Annotated in this window: 17 protein-coding genes and 4 tRNA genes; 16 read left to right on the plus strand and 5 right to left on the minus strand. The window is 61.1% G+C overall.

The window, feature by feature from the left end:
- Window positions 1–7: 7 nt before the first annotated feature.
- The 3 genes from sugE to rdgC form a co-directional block, all read right to left on the minus strand.
- Window positions 8–322 carry a quaternary ammonium compound efflux SMR transporter SugE gene (gene sugE, locus ACW9H9_RS08080; RefSeq protein ID WP_457342638.1) on the minus strand — a complete coding sequence of 105 codons (315 nt, stop codon included), beginning with the start codon at window positions 320–322 and terminating at the stop codon, window positions 8–10.
- 106 nt (window positions 323–428) lie between these two features.
- Entirely contained in the window at window positions 429–1,385 is a 957-nt protein-coding gene (locus tag ACW9H9_RS08085; RefSeq protein ID WP_457342637.1) for a bile acid:sodium symporter family protein, read from the minus strand.
- 28 nt (window positions 1,386–1,413) lie between these two features.
- On the minus strand, window positions 1,414–2,334 hold the full coding sequence (rdgC, locus tag ACW9H9_RS08090; protein ID WP_457342636.1) for a recombination-associated protein RdgC: 921 nt from the start codon (window positions 2,332–2,334) through the stop codon (window positions 1,414–1,416).
- 160 nt (window positions 2,335–2,494) lie between these two features.
- Here rdgC and ACW9H9_RS08095 point away from each other — a divergent pair.
- Window positions 2,495–2,570, plus strand: a tRNA-Val gene (locus ACW9H9_RS08095).
- A 19-nt stretch (window positions 2,571–2,589) separates the two neighbouring features.
- Window positions 2,590–2,666, plus strand: a tRNA-Asp gene (locus tag ACW9H9_RS08100).
- Between the two features lie 141 nt (window positions 2,667–2,807).
- On the opposite strand, the gene ACW9H9_RS08105 is transcribed toward ACW9H9_RS08100, so the two are convergent.
- Window positions 2,808–3,554 (minus strand): SDR family oxidoreductase, encoded by a 747-nt coding sequence (locus ACW9H9_RS08105; RefSeq protein ID WP_457342635.1) that lies wholly within the window; start codon window positions 3,552–3,554, stop codon window positions 2,808–2,810.
- Window positions 3,555–3,651: 97 nt separating this feature from the next.
- Here ACW9H9_RS08105 and ACW9H9_RS08110 point away from each other — a divergent pair, with 97 nt between their 5' ends.
- On the plus strand, window positions 3,652–4,554 hold the full coding sequence (locus ACW9H9_RS08110; RefSeq protein WP_457342634.1) for a cupin domain-containing protein: 903 nt from the start codon (window positions 3,652–3,654) through the stop codon (window positions 4,552–4,554).
- Here the strand turns inward: ACW9H9_RS08110 and ACW9H9_RS08115 are convergent.
- Window positions 4,551–4,925, minus strand: a complete 375-nt coding sequence (locus ACW9H9_RS08115; RefSeq protein ID WP_457342633.1) for a MarR family winged helix-turn-helix transcriptional regulator — start codon at window positions 4,923–4,925, stop codon at window positions 4,551–4,553. The two genes, ACW9H9_RS08110 and ACW9H9_RS08115, sit on opposite strands and share 4 nt — an antisense overlap.
- A 357-nt stretch (window positions 4,926–5,282) precedes the next feature.
- On the opposite strand from ACW9H9_RS08115, the gene ACW9H9_RS08120 reads away from it, so the two are divergent.
- The 13 genes from ACW9H9_RS08120 (at window position 5,283) to ACW9H9_RS08180 (ending at window position 15,491) form a co-directional block, all read left to right on the plus strand.
- Window positions 5,283–5,711: a RidA family protein gene (locus tag ACW9H9_RS08120; RefSeq protein ID WP_457342632.1), complete on the plus strand. Its 429-nt coding sequence runs from the start codon at window positions 5,283–5,285 to the stop codon at window positions 5,709–5,711.
- Between the two features lie 28 nt (window positions 5,712–5,739).
- Window positions 5,740–6,654, plus strand: a complete 915-nt coding sequence (locus ACW9H9_RS08125) for a DODA-type extradiol aromatic ring-opening family dioxygenase (RefSeq protein ID WP_457342631.1) — start codon at window positions 5,740–5,742, stop codon at window positions 6,652–6,654.
- Between the two features lie 51 nt (window positions 6,655–6,705).
- Window positions 6,706–7,521 (plus strand): DODA-type extradiol aromatic ring-opening family dioxygenase, encoded by an 816-nt coding sequence (locus ACW9H9_RS08130; RefSeq protein WP_457342630.1) that lies wholly within the window; start codon window positions 6,706–6,708, stop codon window positions 7,519–7,521.
- Between the two features lie 135 nt (window positions 7,522–7,656).
- Window positions 7,657–9,132 carry a 2-hydroxymuconic semialdehyde dehydrogenase gene (locus tag ACW9H9_RS08135; protein ID WP_457342629.1) on the plus strand — a complete coding sequence of 492 codons (1,476 nt, stop codon included), beginning with the start codon at window positions 7,657–7,659 and terminating at the stop codon, window positions 9,130–9,132.
- Window positions 9,125–9,910 carry a 2-keto-4-pentenoate hydratase gene (locus ACW9H9_RS08140; protein WP_457342628.1) on the plus strand — a complete coding sequence of 262 codons (786 nt, stop codon included), beginning with the start codon at window positions 9,125–9,127 and terminating at the stop codon, window positions 9,908–9,910. Before ACW9H9_RS08135 ends, ACW9H9_RS08140 begins: the two co-directional genes overlap by 8 nt.
- A 9-nt stretch (window positions 9,911–9,919) precedes the next feature.
- Window positions 9,920–10,690, plus strand: coding sequence for a 2-keto-4-pentenoate hydratase (locus ACW9H9_RS08145; protein ID WP_457342627.1), 771 nt, complete (start codon window positions 9,920–9,922; stop codon window positions 10,688–10,690).
- Between the two features lie 4 nt (window positions 10,691–10,694).
- Window positions 10,695–11,132 (plus strand): RidA family protein, encoded by a 438-nt coding sequence (locus ACW9H9_RS08150; RefSeq protein WP_457342626.1) that lies wholly within the window; start codon window positions 10,695–10,697, stop codon window positions 11,130–11,132.
- A gap of 11 nt (window positions 11,133–11,143) precedes the next feature.
- A complete protein-coding gene (locus ACW9H9_RS08155) occupies window positions 11,144–12,088 on the plus strand; it encodes an acetaldehyde dehydrogenase (acetylating) (RefSeq protein WP_457342625.1) in 945 nt (314 codons plus the stop codon).
- A 2-nt stretch (window positions 12,089–12,090) separates the two neighbouring features.
- Window positions 12,091–13,110, plus strand: coding sequence for a 4-hydroxy-2-oxovalerate aldolase (gene dmpG, locus ACW9H9_RS08160; RefSeq protein ID WP_457342624.1), 1,020 nt, complete (start codon window positions 12,091–12,093; stop codon window positions 13,108–13,110).
- 161 nt (window positions 13,111–13,271) lie between these two features.
- Window positions 13,272–14,177 carry a SphA family protein gene (locus tag ACW9H9_RS08165; protein WP_457342623.1) on the plus strand — a complete coding sequence of 302 codons (906 nt, stop codon included), beginning with the start codon at window positions 13,272–13,274 and terminating at the stop codon, window positions 14,175–14,177.
- 56 nt (window positions 14,178–14,233) lie between these two features.
- Window positions 14,234–15,121: an alpha/beta hydrolase gene (locus tag ACW9H9_RS08170; protein ID WP_457342622.1), complete on the plus strand. Its 888-nt coding sequence runs from the start codon at window positions 14,234–14,236 to the stop codon at window positions 15,119–15,121.
- A 198-nt stretch (window positions 15,122–15,319) separates the two neighbouring features.
- A tRNA-Val gene (locus tag ACW9H9_RS08175) sits at window positions 15,320–15,395 on the plus strand.
- Window positions 15,396–15,414: 19 nt separating this feature from the next.
- Window positions 15,415–15,491: transfer RNA gene (locus ACW9H9_RS08180), tRNA-Asp, on the plus strand.
- Window positions 15,492–15,609 lie beyond the last annotated feature (118 nt).

Below are 15,609 nucleotides of genomic sequence, written 5' to 3' on the forward strand. Positions count from 1 at the left end.
TGAGGGCTCAGGTACTGATCTTGAGCCCGATCAGCCCACAGATAATCAATGCCACACTCGCCAGCCGGAACAGCGCCATCGATTCTCCAAACAGGATAATCCCGGCGATCACCGTGCCCACTGCGCCCACGCCGGTCCAGATGGCATAGGCGGTGCCCAGCGGTAACTCCTTCATCGCCAACCCCAGCAACCCGAGGCTGACCACCATGGCACCGATGGTCAGCGCGGTGGGCAGCGGCTTGCTGAAACCGTCGGTGTATTTAAGGCCCACCGCCCAGCCGACTTCCGCCAGGCCTGCAAAAAACAGAATGATCCAGGACATGTTGACCTCCCTTATATAGGTGGGGTCGTCCCCGGATTAAGTGCGCGACAGCGTTGCAAGGTCGTCCCCGCAACGCCCGGTAGAGTGCCGAAAATGGATCGGACGATCAAGTTTCGGTGGTGGGTTGCGGTGCGTGCGCTTCGTTCATGCGCCGGAAATAGGTCGAGAGCAACGCCCCCGAAATATTGTGCCAAACGCTGAACAGCGCGCTGGGCACCGCCGCCAAGGGCGAGAAGTGCGCACTGGCCAGCGCGGCCCCCAGCCCTGAGTTCTGCATGCCCACCTCCAGTGCCAGCGACTTGCGCTGTGCCAGTGGCAGCTTGAACAGACGCCCGGTGAAGTAACCCAGCAAGTAGCCGAAGCTGTTGTGCAGCATCACCACGGCCATGATCAACAGGCCCGATTCGGCGATCTTCGCCTGGCTTGCGGCCACCACCGCGGCAACGATCAGCACGATGCTGACCACCGACACCAGCGGCAACACCTCCACCGCATGGCGCACCCGCGCACCCAACAGGCGCTGGGCGACAACGCCCAGCACGATGGGCAGCAACACCACTTGCAGGATCGACCAGAACAACTCCATGAACGACACCGGCAGCCAGGCCGACGCCAGCAACCAGATCAGCGCGGGCGTGAGCAGCGGGGCGAGCAGGGTGGTGACGGCGGCAATGGCCACCGACAACGCCAGGTCGCCCCGCGCCAGCCAGGTCATCACGTTGGAGGAGGTGCCGCTGGGGCAGCAGCCGACCAGGATCACGCCCACGGCGATTTCGGGCGGCAGGTGAAAAAGCTGGCACAGCGCCCATGCCACGCCCGGCATGATCACAAAATGCGCGACCACGCCCAGGGCGACGCGCCACGGATGGCGGGCGACCTCGGCGAAGTCATCGAGTTTGAGGGTCAGCCCCATGCCGAACATCACCAGCCCCAGCAGCGGCACGATGGCGCTTTTGAGGTCGATGAACCAGCCGGGTTGCAGGAACGCAAGCACGGCAAAAATCAGCACCCAGTAAGCGAAGGTATTACCAACGAAGCGGCTCAAGGCGGCGAGTGCGCGCATGGGGAGTCCTTGTCATAAATGGAAGCGATTAGATGCCTTGCGGGGTTTCTTCGCCACCCAAGGCCTCGACCAGCGCCGGCAGGAAGTCGCCGAACGTCAGCATCATCAGGGTAAAGCTGGCATCCTGCTGGCCCAGCGCATCGTCGCCGCCGTCCTGTTCGGCCTGGTCTTGCAGCAGGTCTTCGAACTTCAGGCGCTTGACCGTCATCTTGTCGTCGAGCATGAACGACAGCTTGTCCTGCCAGGCCAGTGACAGTTGCGTCACCACTTTGCCAGTGCTCAGGTGCAACTGGATTTCTTCGCCGGTCAGGTCCTGGCGCTTGCAGCGCACGATGCCGCCATCTTCGTGGGTGTCGCGCAGTTCGCATTCGTCGAGGACAAAAAAGTCCGCCGCCGGTTTTTGCGTGGTGACCCAGTCGGTCAGCGTGGCGGTAGGGGCCACTTTCACCGTGAGCGGGCGAACCGGCAGGGTGCCGATCACTTCACGCAGGGTGGACAACAGGTCTTCGGCGCGCTTGGGGCTGGCCGAGTTGACCAGGATCAGGCCCTGTTTGGGCGCGATGGCGGCAAAAGTGGACGAGCGGCGGATAAACGCGCGGGGCAAAAAGGCCTGGATGATTTCATCCTTGATCTGGTCGCGCTCTTTCTTGTAGACCTTGCGCATCTGCTCGGCTTCGATCTCTTCGACCTTTTCCTTCACGGCATCACGCACCACGCTACCTGGCAGGATGCGTTCTTCTTTGCGTGCGGCCACCAGCAGGAAATCCCCGCTGACGTGCACCAGCGGCGCGTCTTCGCCTTTGCCGAACGGAGCGACGAAACCGTAAGTGGTCAACTCCTGGCTTGCACAAGGGCGGGCCAGCTTGGTGGCCAGTGCCGTTTCCAGCGCCTGGGCATCAACAGGCAGATCTTGGGTCAGGCGATAGATAAGCAGGTTTTTGAACCACATGGGGTGAGTCTCTCCTTATATACAAAGGGGGGCATTATTCTCTTCATCACGGCTGAGGCCAACCCTGCCTAAGCCATTGGAAGGGCTCAAAAAAAAGATTTAAGAAAGTGCTTGCCAGACTATAGGTCGCTCCGTAGAATGCGCGCCACACCGAAGCGAAGGGTGATTAGCTCAGCCGGGAGAGCATCTGCCTTACAAGCAGAGGGTCGGCGGTTCGATCCCGTCATCACCCACCATTCGCTTCATGTGTTACGCGCAGCGGTAGTTCAGTCGGTTAGAATACCGGCCTGTCACGCCGGGGGTCGCGGGTTCGAGTCCCGTCCGCTGCGCCATATTCGCTTCCACCAAGGCCTACTGAACGCCTGGAAGCAACGGAAATAGCGGCCATGAGCCGCTTTTTTCGTTTACGGAATTCCATCGGGATCCATCCCCTGCCACGGTTTTAAGTACGCATTCAAGTACGCCGCTGGCGATTAACGACGTAATTGAGCCGCCAATCCCAACGCATCCGCACCTGCAGGAAAGCGCAGCTGCCCGCAGGTATCGTTCGCTGCACGCCATACGGCGGTGGCTACGTCCTGCTCGGTGGTGTATTGGCCGCTGCCCAGCTCGGCGAAAATCGCCTGGGCCACGGGCACGTAGTCCGCGGGAATCATCCCTGCCATGCGCTCGCCAGCATTTTCGCTGAAGCGGGTAGTGGGGGCATACCCAGGCTCCACCAGTTTGGCGCCTACATTGAAGGCCGCCAGTTCCAGCGCCAATGAGCCGGTAAACCCTTCAATCGCCTGCTTGCTGGCGGTGTAGGCGGCGACCAGTGGCATGGGTGCCAGCGTGGCGCTGCTGGTGACGTTGATCACCACTCCCGCGCGCCGGGCGCGCATCTGCGGAATCACCGCCTGGGTCATGGCGATCGATCCGAACGTGTTGGTTTCAAAAATTTCCCGTACGGTGGCCATGGGCGTGGCCTCCAGCGCGCCAAACAGGCCGATCCCGGCATTGTTGACCAACACATCAATCGGTCCGCTGGCCTCAATGGCGGCGGCGATGCTGTGGGGTTGGGTCACGTCCAGGGCCAGGATGCGCAGGCGCTGCGAGGCGGGCAGCAGCGTGGTTTGTGGTGTGCGCATGGTGGCAATCACGTTCCAGCCCTGAGAGAGGAAGTGGCGCGCGGTTTCAAGGCCGTAGCCGGAGGAGCAGCCTGTGATGAGGACTGTTTTCATGGGGGATTCCAGTGGGTGAATGTTGTGAAAACGATAACCTGAGTCGGTTGGACTCACTATAATCAGGCGTCCAAGATTTATTCGCAGGAGTCCTTTTGTGAGCGATCCACTGTCCGATGTCATCGCACTGCTCAAGCCACAGGCGGTGTTTTCCAAAGGCATCAGCGGCGCCGGAACCTGGGGCGTGCGTTACTCCGAGTTCGGCTTGCCCAGCTTCTGCGCGATGCTGGAAGGCAGGTGTCGGCTGGCCATCGATGGCCAGTCTGAGCTGACCCTTGAAGCGGGGGATTTTCTGCTGCTGCCCAAGACGCCCGGGTTCGTCCTCTCGGGGTTTGCGCCGGTAGAGCCGGTGACGATGGTGCCAGTGTATGGCAGCACCCAGCCCGATGAGCTGCGCCACGGCGACCCCGACCTGCCCGCCGACGTGCGCCTGCTCGGCGGGCATTTCAACTTTGAGTCCCCCGAAGCTGCCATGCTGGTAGCGATGTTGCCGGCGCGGGTGCATGTGCGCGGTGTCGAGCGCCTGGCGACGCTGGTGCGACTGCTGCGTGAAGAGTCGACGGCGCAGGCGGTCGGGCGTGAGTTGATCCTCACGCGGCTGGTGGAAGTCTTGCTGATCGAGGCCTTGCGCTCGATCCCGCCTGAGCACACGCCCCAAGGCTTACTGCGTGGTCTGGCTGACCCTCGGCTGGCCAAGGCCCTGCGCCAGATGCATGGCAACCTTGCCCACGGCTGGACAGTCCCGCAATTGGCCCAAGTGGCCACGCTTTCCCGTTCGGCGTTTTTCAAACGCTTCATGACCACCCTGGGCCAGGCACCCATGGAATACCTGCTGGGCTGGCGCATGACCGTAGCCAAGGATCTGCTGCGCCGCACGCAACTGGGGATGATTGAGGTGGCGCAGGGTGTGGGGTATCGCTCGGCCAGCGCGTTCAGTACGGCATTTACCCGGCATGTGGGGATGCCACCGAGCCAATACGCCAGAGGCGTCAGCCATTAGGTGTTGTCAGGCGTGACCATCAGCTTCAGGCATTTTAGAAACAGCGGTCGATATTCTTCCGGCAGGCGCTCCAGCAGCTTTCTTTCCACCTCGAAATCCCTTGGCAGCACCCGGTCCAGCAAGTCGGTGCCGGCAGGCGTCAGGTAGAGCTGGTAGGCACGCTGGTCGTTCTGTGCGCTGGTGCGTTGCAGCAGGCCATTGGCGCACAGGCGCTTGACCATCTCGGCAACGGTGTTGCGATCCATGAACAAATGCCCAGCCAGGGCGTTCTGTGTCAGCCCCGGGTGCTGGAACACCACCACCAGCGCGGCCTTCTGCCGTGGCGTGATCGCCTCGGCGGCAAACTCGGCGTTGAACAATTCCTCAGCCATGAAGTGCGCCCGGCGCAAGAGATGCGAGGCGACCTCTTCGAGTTGGAACTGCTCTACCAGCTGTTGGCTTTGAGGTGAAAGGGTGGGGGGATTCTGGCTCGATGGCATGGCAGTCAAGGTCTTCCGTGTGCGTCTTCCCTACATTGTGGGAGACGGTTAATTTGTATGTGCACGTATCAAATTGAGAAAAATCAGCGACATAAGTATTGGCCTTTCGCGGGTGCGAAACAAGTCGAACGTTCGTTGGGCTTTTAGTGCGTGCAAGTCGTGTTTTTGCGGGATAAATCTGTTGACAGGTTAATTATCGCTACATACCATCGGTGTCAATTAGGACGTGCACGTACATAAGAGAATAAAATGCTCACTCCCGATCCTCTCCGCAAGGCACCTCTATGGGCGCCGATTCCCAGCTTGACGTTACCCGCTCCGCATTTTTCATACAGCCCGGTAGTACGTGCCGGGGCGTTTGTTTTCGTGTCGGGCCTGGTGGGGCTGGAGCCCGGCTCCGGCCGCTTGATCGAAGGCGGCATGGAAGCTGAAACCCGGCAAATACTCAAAAACCTCGAACGCCTGAGCGCGGAGCTGAGCCTGGACCTGGACCAACTGATGCTGGCGCGAATCTATTGTGCCGACTTCTCTCGGTTTGGCGAGATCAACCAGGTCTGGGAAACTTTTTATAAAAACAGGACACCACCGGCGCGAACATCGGTAGGTGCCACAGCGCTGCCCCTGGGCGCCTTGGTCGAAATGGAATTTCAGTTCGTGATTGATCCTTCACTGCCTTGATCCACACAAAAAAAACAGGAGAAGCGACATGGCAACTGGTGAAATTATCAGCGGATTTCTGGCCCCCCATCCGCCGCACATGCTCTATGCAGAAAACCCGCCGCAAAACGAACCGCGCTCAACCGGTGGCTGGGAGCAACTGCGCTGGGCGTATGAACGGGCCCGCGCAAGTGTCGAGGCGCTGAAGCCGGATGTGCTGCTGGTGCATTCGCCCCACTGGATCACTTCGGTAGGGCATCACTTCAGCGGTGTGGCGGAGCTTTCCGGGCGCTCGGTAGACCCGATTTTCCCCAACCTTTTTCGCTTTGATTACGCAATGAAAGTCGACGTGGCGTTGGCCGAGGCGTGCTGCGAAGAAGGGCGTAAGGCCGGCCTGGAAACCAAGATGATGCGCAACCCACGCTTTCGGGTGGACTACGGCACCATCACCACCCTGCACATGATCCGTCCGCAGTGGGACATTCCAGTGGTGTCCATTTCGGCCAACAACACCCCTTACTACCTGAGCATGGAAGAGGGGCTGACCGAAATGGACGTGTTGGGCAAAGCCACCCTGCAGGCCATCCGCAAGTCGGGCAAGCGGGCTGTGCTGTTGGCGTCTAATACCCTGTCGCACTGGCATTTTCACCAGGAACCGGAGCCGCCGGAAGACATGACCAAGGAGCATCCTGAAAGCCTGTTGGGCTATCAGTGGGACATGCGCATGATCGACCTGATGCGCCGTGGCCAGATGAAGGAAGTGTTCCGCTTGTTGCCGCAGTTTATCGATGAGGCGTTTGCCGAAGTTAAGTCCGGGGCATTTACCTGGATGCATGCCGCCATGCAATACCCGGAACTGGCCGCCGAACTCCACGGCTACGGCACGGTGATCGGGACCGGCAATGCGGTGATGGAGTGGAACCTGGTCAAGGCTGGCCTTGCCCGCGCAGCCGTTGCGGGCTAATGGCGCTCGGCTTGAGTGGTACCCGACTTTCCTTCTTCTGGTGAATTGATCATGACCATCGTTTCGGCTTTTCTTGTTCCGGGCAGCCCGCTTCCACAATTGCGGGGCGATGTGCCGGGCTGGCACCAATTCCAGTTGGCCATGCAGCAGGCGGGCACCGCGCTGCGAGATTCGCGCCCGGATGTGGTGCTGGTGTATTCCACCCAGTGGTTTGCAGTGTTGGACGAAATCTGGCTGACACGCCGTCGCAGCCAGGACATTCACGTCGATGAAAACTGGCACGAGTTCGGCGAGCTGCCCTACGACCTGTACAGCGACGTTGAGCTGGCCAACGCCTGTATCGACGCCTGTCGTGCCCAGGGCACTCCCGCTCGCGGCGCCGACTATGAAGCGTTCCCGATCGACACCGGCACCATTGTCGCGTGTACGGCACTGGGCATTGGCGATGAGTCGTTGCCCCTGGTGGTGGCGTCGAACAACCTCTACTACAACGGCGAGGCCACCGAAAAACTGGGGGCCATTGCCGCGCGATGTGCGCTGGAGCAGGGCAAGCGCGTAGCGATCATAGGCGTAGGCGGGTTGTCGGGCAGTGTGTTTACCCGGCATATCGAACCGGCCGACGACCATATCGTGAAGCCCGAAGAGGACCAGTGGAACCGCACCATCCTTGGTTTGCTCGAGACTGCCAACCTTGCTGAGTTGAAAGAGCGACTCCCGCTTTACATCAAACAGGCCCGGGTCGACATGGGGTTCAAACACTTCAGTTGGCTGCTGGGTGCCCTGAACGGCCAATTCAAAGGGGCAAAAGTCCACCACTACGGTGCGCTCTATGGCAGCGGCGCGGCCGTGGTCGAGTTCACCTTGTAAGTCAGCTCCACACCCACAGCATTTGCGATTCAAGCGCTTTGACGAAAGTTAAAGCCAGGGTTTTCTGCGCCTGAAAATCGTCACAACCGTTGCAGTTTCGGGCGCACTTTTTGCCAAGTTTCACTGAGGTCAGTCATGAAGCACTATCGTAACTATGTAAACGGAAAGTGGGTCGAAAGCCCGCGCACCTTCGAAGACATCAGCCCGGTGGATGGCTCGCAGGTTGCCATCGTCCACGAGGCCAGCCGTGAGCTGGTAGACGAAGCCGTCAAGGCCGGCCACCAGGCGCTGGCCGGGGAGTGGGGGCGTACCAACGCCAGCCAGCGGGTGGCGGTGCTGCGGCGCATTGCCGATGAGATGGAGCGTCGCCAGGATGACTTTCTGGCCGCTGAGATGGCCGACACCGGCAAGCCCCACGCCATGGCGTCAACCATTGACGTGCCCCGGGGCATCGCCAACTTTCGGATGTTTGCCGACATCCTCGCCACCGCCCCACTGGACAGCCACCGACTGGATTTGCCGGACGGCGCCTACGCGCTCAACTATGCGGCCCGCAAACCCTTGGGCGTGGTTGGGGTGATCTCACCGTGGAACCTGCCGCTGCTGCTGATGACCTGGAAGGTCGCACCCGCCCTGGCCTGCGGTAATGCCGTGGTGGTCAAACCCTCGGAAGACACGCCGGGCAGCGCCACGTTGCTGGCCGAGGTCATGGAAGCCGCTGGCGTACCGCCGGGTGTGTTCAACCTGGTGCATGGTTTTGGGCCCGACTCGGCCGGCGAGTTCATCTCCCGGCACCCGGACATCAGCGCCATCACTTTCACCGGTGAATCTCGTACCGGCACCACCATCATGCGTGCGGCCGCCGAAGGCGTGAAACCAGTGTCGTTCGAGCTGGGTGGCAAGAATGCAGCAATCATCTTTGCCGACTGCGACTTCGAAAAAATGCTCGATACCATGATGCGCGCGCTGTTTCTCAACAGCGGCCAGGTATGCCTGTGCTCCGAGCGTGTGTACGTCGAGCGGCCGCTGTATGAGCGTTTCTGCGAAGCGCTGGTGGCACGCATCAAGGCCATGAAAATCGATTGGCCGAACGATCCAGCCACGCAAATGGGCCCGCTGATTTCGGCCAAGCATCGCGACAAAGTACTTGGCTATTTCGAGCTGGCACGCCACGAAGGCGCCACGTTCCTGGCGGGGGGGCGCGTTCCGTATTTTGGTGATGTGCGCGACGACGGCGCCTGGGTCGAACCGACCGTCATCACCGGCCTGGGGGACGATGCCCGTTCGGTGCGTGAAGAAATCTTCGGCCCGATCTGCCATGTATCGCCCTTTGATACCGAGCAGGAAGTCATCGCCCGCGCCAACGACACGCGCTATGGCCTGGCGGCGACGATCTGGACATCAAACCTGAGCCGCGCCCATCGCGTCAGCGAAGCCATGCGCGTGGGCATCAGTTGGGTCAACACCTGGTTCCTGCGGGATTTGCGCACACCGTTCGGCGGTGCCGGCCTGTCTGGCATTGGCCGTGAGGGTGGCCTGCACTCGCTGAATTTCTACAGCGAATTGACCAACGTATGCATTCGTATCGACGAGGAGGCTCGGGATGTCTGAGCATTTGAAACGGGTGGCCGACCTGTTGCAGCACGCGGCAAAAACCGGCCAGGCGATTGACCCGATACGCGACCAATTGCCCGGTGGTATCGCCGAGGCCTACGCCGTGCAGCAACTCAACACGCTGCAACACGTGTGCGAAGGACGTCGGGTTACGGGGCGTAAAATCGGTTTGACTTCGGTGTCGGTGCAACGCCAGTTGGGTGTTAATCAACCGGACTTCGGTACTTTGCTCGACAGCATGGAATTCACCGACGGTGAAGAGATCCCGCACTCGCGCCTCATGCAGGCCAAATGCGAAGCCGAAGTGGCGCTGGTGCTTGAGCGCGACCTGGACTTTGAACACATCGTGCTCAGCGACTTGATCGCGGCCACCGCCTATGTGTTGCCGGCCATCGAGGTGGTGGGCAGCCGCATCGCCAACTGGAACATCGGCATCCTCGACACCATCGCCGATAACGCCTCGGCCGGGGTGTATGTGCTGGGCCAGCGCCCCGTGAAATTGCAGGACCTGGACTTGCGGCTGGCTGGCATGGTCATGGAGCGCCGGGGCGAGCCGGTGTCATTCGGCGTGGGCGCGGCGTGCCTGGGCAACCCGCTCAACGCGGCGTTGTGGCTGGCCCGCACGCTGGCGAGCAACGGCACCGCCCTGCGCGCCGGTGACGTGATATTGACCGGGGCGCTGGGCCCGATGGTCGCAGTGACGCCGGGCGATGTCTTTGAGGCTCGCATTCAAGGGTTGGGCAGTGTCCGTGCCTGCTTCGAACACGCCAGTTGAGATAAACCAATGAAAATCCAACGTATTGCCAAGCGCCTCGACGATGCCGCACGGCACGCAGAAGCCACCCCGCAACTGACCGGCGAAGACGCGCTGACCCTCGAAGAAGCCTACGCCGTGCAGCGCGTGCTGATCGACCTCCGGTTGGGCCGTGGCGCCCGCCAGGTCGGGATGAAAATGGGCTTTACCAGCCGCGCGAAGATGGCCCAGATGGGCGTCAGTGATTTGATCTGGGGCCGCCTGACCGACGACATGCTGATCGAGGAGGGCGGTAGCATCGACCTGTCGCGCTACGTGCATCCGCGGGTCGAGCCAGAAATCTGTTTCCTGCTGGGCAAGCGCCTGCACGGCGATGTTACCCCCTTGCAGGCCATGGCCGCCGTAGAGGCCGTCGCCCCGGCGTTGGAAGTGATCGACTCACGCTACCGGGACTTCAAGTTCTCGCTGCCCGATGTGGTGGCCGACAACGCTTCGTCATCCGGATTCGTGGTGGGTAGCTGGCAACGCCCGGACCTGGACTTGAGCAACTTGGGGTTGCTGATGAGCTTTGACGGGCGAGCGGTGGAGCTGGGCAGCACCGCTGCCATTCTTGGCTCGCCGGTGCGCGCCCTGGTGGCCGCCGCACGTTTGGCTGCGCAGCAAGGTGAAGCGCTGGAGCCGGGCTCGCTGGTCATGGCTGGTGCCGCGACTGCCGCCGTGGCCTTGCGCCCCGGCGTGGCGGTGCGCTGCGAATTCCAATCGCTGGGGGCCGTTGCCTTCAATACAGTACGCGAGGCATAACAGCATGAACCAAACACTTTCCGGCAGCGCCAAGGTCGTCGACGGCAAAGCCACGCCCCTGGGCACGTTTCCCCATGTAAAACGGGCGGGGGACTTTCTCTACGTCTCGGGCACCAGTTCGCGCCGCCCTGACAACAGCATCGCAGGCGCGGAGTTGGATGCGACCGGCCGCGTGCGCCCGGACATCGCGGTGCAAACCCGTGAGGTGTTGCAAAACATCCGCGACATCCTGCGCAGCGTCGACGCCGACCTGAGCGATGTGGTCGAGATCTGCAGCTACCTGGTCAACATGAATGACTTCTCCTCCTACAACCAGGTGTATGGCGAATTCTTCGACGCCAGCGGGCCGACCCGTACCACCGTGGCCGTGCACCAGTTGCCCCATCCGCACCTGGTGATCGAAATCAAGGCCGTGGCCTACAAACCGTTGCAGCGCCAATAGGGAGCCGGAGCATGTCTACTTTTCCAATTCCCGTGGCGATCATTGGCTCGGGCAACATCGGCACCGACCTGATGATCAAGATCCTGCGGTATTCCAAGTGCCTGGAAGTGGCCGCCATGGTCGGTATCGATCCGGCGTCCGACGGCCTTGCACGGGCTGCCCGCATGGGCGTGCCGACCACCGCGGGGGGTATTGACGGGCTGCTGGCGTTGCCGAACTTCGCGGATATCCGCATCGTCTTCGATGCCACGTCTGCCACCGCACATGCCGTGCATAACGCCAAATTGCAGCCCCACGGCGTGCGGGTGATCGACCTCACGCCCGCCGCTATCGGGCCGTATGTGATTCCCGTGGTCAACCTCGACAAACACAGGCAGGCGCCCAACCTGAACATGGTGACCTGCGGCGGGCAGGCGACCATTCCGATCGTGCATGCGGTGGCCCAGGTGGCGCCCGTGCATTACGCGGAAATCGTCGCCTCCATCTCCAGCAAGTCTGCCGGCCCCGGTACACGCGCCAACATCGACGAGTTCACCGAGACCACCTCGCGGGCCATCGTCGAAGTCGGGCAGGCGGCGCGAGGCAAGGCCATCATCGTGCTCAACCCGGCCGAACCCCCGCTGATCATGCGTGACACGGTTTACTGCTTTGTGTCGCCGGGCGCCGACACGGAGGCCATCCGCGCCGCAGTACAGGCCCGAGTGGCCGAGGTGCAGCAATACGTGCCGGGCTACCGCCTGAAACAGGACGTGCAGTTCGAGCATTACGGCGAGGACAACCGCCAGAACATCCCGGGGCTTGGCTGGAGCCTGGGCACCAAAGTCTCGGTGTTTTTGGAGGTTGAAGGGGCCGGGCACTACTTGCCGGCGTACGCGGGCAACCTGGACATCATGACCAGTGCAGCGGTGTCGGTGGCAGAGCGGATCGCCCACAGCCACGTTGGGGGAGGGGTATGAACATGGTTGCGACAGCAAAAAAAATCTACGTTTCTGACGTGACCCTGCGTGACGGCATGCACGCCATCCGCCATCGCTACAGCCTGGAACAGGCTGCGCAAATCGCCAAGGCACTGGACGAGGCGGGCGTCGACAGCATCGAGGTGGCCCACGGCGATGGTTTGCAGGGGTCCAGTTTCAATTACGGCTTTGGGGCCCACACCGACCTGGAATGGATCGAAGCGGTCGCCGATACGGTAAAGCGTGCGCAGATTGCCACCTTGCTGCTGCCGGGGATCGGCACGGTGCACGACCTCAAGGCGGCTTACAACGCCGGTGCCAGGGTGGTGCGAGTGGCTACCCATTGCACCGAGGCCGATGTGTCCCGCCAGCACATCGAGTATGCCCGCCAACTGGGCATGGACACCGTCGGTTTTTTGATGATGAGCCATATGCAGACCCCGGCCGCCCTGGCCGCCCAGGGCAAGCTGATGGAAAGCTACGGCGCCCAGTGCATCTACGTGGTGGATTCGGGCGGTGCGATGAGCATGTCGGATATCGCCGAGCGCTTTAAAGCCATGAAGGATGTGCTCGACCCGGCCACACAGACGGGCATGCACGCCCATCACAACTTGAGCCTGGGCGTGGCCAACAGCCTGGTCGCACTGGAACATGGTTGTGACCGTATCGATGCCAGCCTTACCGGCATGGGCGCGGGCGCGGGCAACGCACCGCTGGAGGTCTTTATCGCCGCCGCCGAGCGCATCGGCCTCAATCACGGCTGCGATGTGAAGCGCCTGATCGACGCGGCGGAGGACATTGTGCGGCCGCTGCAGGAGCGGCCTGTGCGGGTCGACCGGGAAACCCTGGCGCTGGGGTATGCCGGGGTTTACTCCAGCTTCCTGCGCCACGCGGAAGTGGCAGCCAAGACCTACGGGCTGTCGGCGTTTGACATTCTGGTGGAGTTGGGCAAACGCCGCATGGTCGGCGGCCAGGAGGACATGATTGTTGATGTGGCACTGGACATGCTCAAGGCGCACTGACACTCGCCTCCCGCTGTAAACGTAATACCCGGTTGCCTGAATGAGCGGCGCATTCCGCTCATTCATGGCCGGTGCTCGTCCGTTGTGTCGCGATGTTTGAAGTTGTTTCTCCCAATAAAAATAAAACCAGGCAACTGCCAACTCATGATGGATAACGACAAATGAATCTTGAAAAAGGGCTCAGGCACACACTAGGGCTGGCGTTGAGCTGCTCGCTGGCAGGCGTTGGGCAGGTCGCGCTGGCGACGGAGGGTGGGGCGTCGTCATACCCTATGGGCGCGGAAAACTTCATGTCCGGGGTGATGCCGCCGCCGGGGGTGTATGGCATCGTTTACGCGCAGCACTACGAGGCCGACCGCCTGCTGGGCAATGACGGCAGGCGGCTGCCGGTGGACTTCAAGCTGCAGGCCAACGTGATTGCACCCCGTGTGGTGTGGATCACAGAGCAGCAAGTGCTGGGCGGCCAGTTGGGCTTTGAGATCATTGCGCCATTGGTCGACCTCAGGGTGTCGGTCAACGGTGCCCGTGACCACAAGCGTGAACTGGGCGACATCACCTTCGGCTATGGCCTGGGTTACCACTACAGCGACAAGTTCCATGCGGTATACGGCTTGGACGTAATAGCCCCCACCGGTCGCTTCGACCGTAACGAGTCGCTCAACATCGGCCGCAACTACTGGGCGGTGCAACCGGTGGCGGCGTTCACTTATGTGGACCCTGCGGGCTTGAATCTTGACCTCAAGACCATGTATGACATCAATGCCCGAAACCCTGATACCCATTATCGATCAGGCCAGGAACTGCACGCCGACTTTGCCGTCGGCTGGGGCCTGGGTAACGGTTGGGTGGTGGGGGTGGGCGGTTATGCCTATCGGCAAACTACCGATGACGAGGTTGACGGCGAGCGCCTGCGCGATCACAAGGGGCGGGCGTTTGCCATCGGCCCCTCACTGAAATACACCAGCCCTGGCGGCTGGTTGGTCACCGCTAAGTGGCAGCAGGAAGCTGGCGTGCGCAACCGCGCCGAGGGTGATGCTTACTGGGTAAAACTGGCCTTTCCTTTTTAATGCTTTGCGCCTGAACGCAAGAGTTTCACTTCGGCTGAATTGCAGAGATACCGACTATGAATGTTCCCTTGTACAAGCATTTCAATTGCGTGGAGCAATTGAACGAGCAATATGACGTCGAAGCCTCGGTCGAGGATTTCGGCGCCTACGTGACGCAGTTTGTCGAAGGCAGTCTCGCGGTTCGCGAAACCCTGCCCAGCCAGTTGGACGTACCCTACGGCCCGACCCTGAGCGAAACCCTCGACGTGTTCTTCCCGCCCCAGGCAGCGGTCGACGGCGCAGGCCGCCCGGCAGTGTTTTTTGTTCATGGTGGTTACTGGAAGGCCACCAGCAGCAAGGAATGGAGCTACGTGGCCAAAGGGTTGAGCGATTTAGGCGTGATCACCGTGGTGGAAAACTACGCGCTGTGCCCGAACGTTTCCATCGCTGAAATTGTGCGTCAGCACCGTGCGGCCTTCAGCTTTATCTGGCGCAACGCCGAGCGTTTCGGCATCGACCGCCAGCGTATCGTGTTGGTTGGCCACTCGGCAGGCGCCCATGGTGTTGCCGAACTGCTGGGCACCGACTGGCCGGGAGAATATGGCCTGCCCGAACAACCCTACGTGGGCGCGGTGGCGGTCAGCGGTGTCTACGACCTGCGGCCTTTGCCTCACACCTTCCTGGCGCCGACACTGAACATCACCCCCGCACAGGCCGAGGCATTGAGCCCGCAACTGAGGATACCGGCGAACCTGCCGCCGCTGCTGCTGCCCTACGGGCTCCAGGAACCTGCAGAGTTCCAGCGCCAGACCGTCGACTACGCCGCGGCCTGCTCGGCCCGCAGCAAAAACGTGGAGCTATTGGCCTTGGCGTTTGACCACTTCAACATCCTTGATCAGTTGGCGGAAGGTGACGGACCCATTGCGAGGCAAGTGCTGGAGTGGCTTTCTGTCATCTTACCCTGATGGGGTTCATACGACCCTGAGCGGTAGATACGTGGCCAATGTCATGGGCGAAGTGACGGTGTGGATTCGCTATGAAACGGCGATAAACCGCAGCTTTGCCTGGGCTGCCGGGCGCTGTGCAAATTATTTTAAATAAATTGCATTTAAATCAGCACATTACAGATTTTCTGTGTATGATGCGGCCCACACCGAAACGAAGGGTGATTAGCTCAGCTGGGAGAGCATCTGCCTTACAAGCAGAGGGTCGGCGGTTCGATCCCGTCATCACCCACCATTCGCTTCATGTGTTACGCGCAGCGGTAGTTCAGTCGGTTAGAATACCGGCCTGTCACGCCGGGGGTCGCGGGTTCGAGTCCCGTCCGCTGCGCCATATTCGGTCACCTGGAACACTGAACGCCAGGTCGCCACAAGAAGCCCGCTCATTGAGCGGGCTTTTTTTCGTCTGCGATTTTGTATCGGGTTACCTGAGTTTTTTCTTCTTGGGCTGG

Source organism: Pseudomonas sp. SDO5215_S409 (assembly GCF_054071325.1).

Excerpts from the sequence above, each read along its gene's own strand:
- sugE (WP_457342638.1), bottom strand. The coding sequence starts at position 322 with ATGTCCTGGATCATTCTGTTTTTTGCAGGCCTGGCGGAAGTCGGCTGG.
- ACW9H9_RS08085 (WP_457342637.1), bottom strand. The coding sequence starts at position 1,385 with ATGCGCGCACTCGCCGCCTTGAGCCGCTTCGTTGGTAATACCTTCGCT.
- rdgC (WP_457342636.1), bottom strand. The coding sequence starts at position 2,334 with ATGTGGTTCAAAAACCTGCTTATCTATCGCCTGACCCAAGATCTGCCT.
- ACW9H9_RS08105 (WP_457342635.1), bottom strand. The coding sequence starts at position 3,554 with ATGAAAACAGTCCTCATCACAGGCTGCTCCTCCGGCTACGGCCTTGAA.
- ACW9H9_RS08115 (WP_457342633.1), bottom strand. The coding sequence starts at position 4,925 with ATGGCTGAGGAATTGTTCAACGCCGAGTTTGCCGCCGAGGCGATCACG.
- ACW9H9_RS08120 (WP_457342632.1), top strand. The coding sequence starts at position 5,283 with ATGCTCACTCCCGATCCTCTCCGCAAGGCACCTCTATGGGCGCCGATT.
- ACW9H9_RS08125 (WP_457342631.1), top strand. The coding sequence starts at position 5,740 with ATGGCAACTGGTGAAATTATCAGCGGATTTCTGGCCCCCCATCCGCCG.
- ACW9H9_RS08130 (WP_457342630.1), top strand. The coding sequence starts at position 6,706 with ATGACCATCGTTTCGGCTTTTCTTGTTCCGGGCAGCCCGCTTCCACAA.
- ACW9H9_RS08135 (WP_457342629.1), top strand. The coding sequence starts at position 7,657 with ATGAAGCACTATCGTAACTATGTAAACGGAAAGTGGGTCGAAAGCCCG.
- ACW9H9_RS08140 (WP_457342628.1), top strand. The coding sequence starts at position 9,125 with ATGTCTGAGCATTTGAAACGGGTGGCCGACCTGTTGCAGCACGCGGCA.
- ACW9H9_RS08145 (WP_457342627.1), top strand. The coding sequence starts at position 9,920 with ATGAAAATCCAACGTATTGCCAAGCGCCTCGACGATGCCGCACGGCAC.
- ACW9H9_RS08150 (WP_457342626.1), top strand. The coding sequence starts at position 10,695 with ATGAACCAAACACTTTCCGGCAGCGCCAAGGTCGTCGACGGCAAAGCC.
- ACW9H9_RS08155 (WP_457342625.1), top strand. The coding sequence starts at position 11,144 with ATGTCTACTTTTCCAATTCCCGTGGCGATCATTGGCTCGGGCAACATC.
- dmpG (WP_457342624.1), top strand. The coding sequence starts at position 12,091 with ATGGTTGCGACAGCAAAAAAAATCTACGTTTCTGACGTGACCCTGCGT.
- ACW9H9_RS08165 (WP_457342623.1), top strand. The coding sequence starts at position 13,272 with ATGAATCTTGAAAAAGGGCTCAGGCACACACTAGGGCTGGCGTTGAGC.
- ACW9H9_RS08170 (WP_457342622.1), top strand. The coding sequence starts at position 14,234 with ATGAATGTTCCCTTGTACAAGCATTTCAATTGCGTGGAGCAATTGAAC.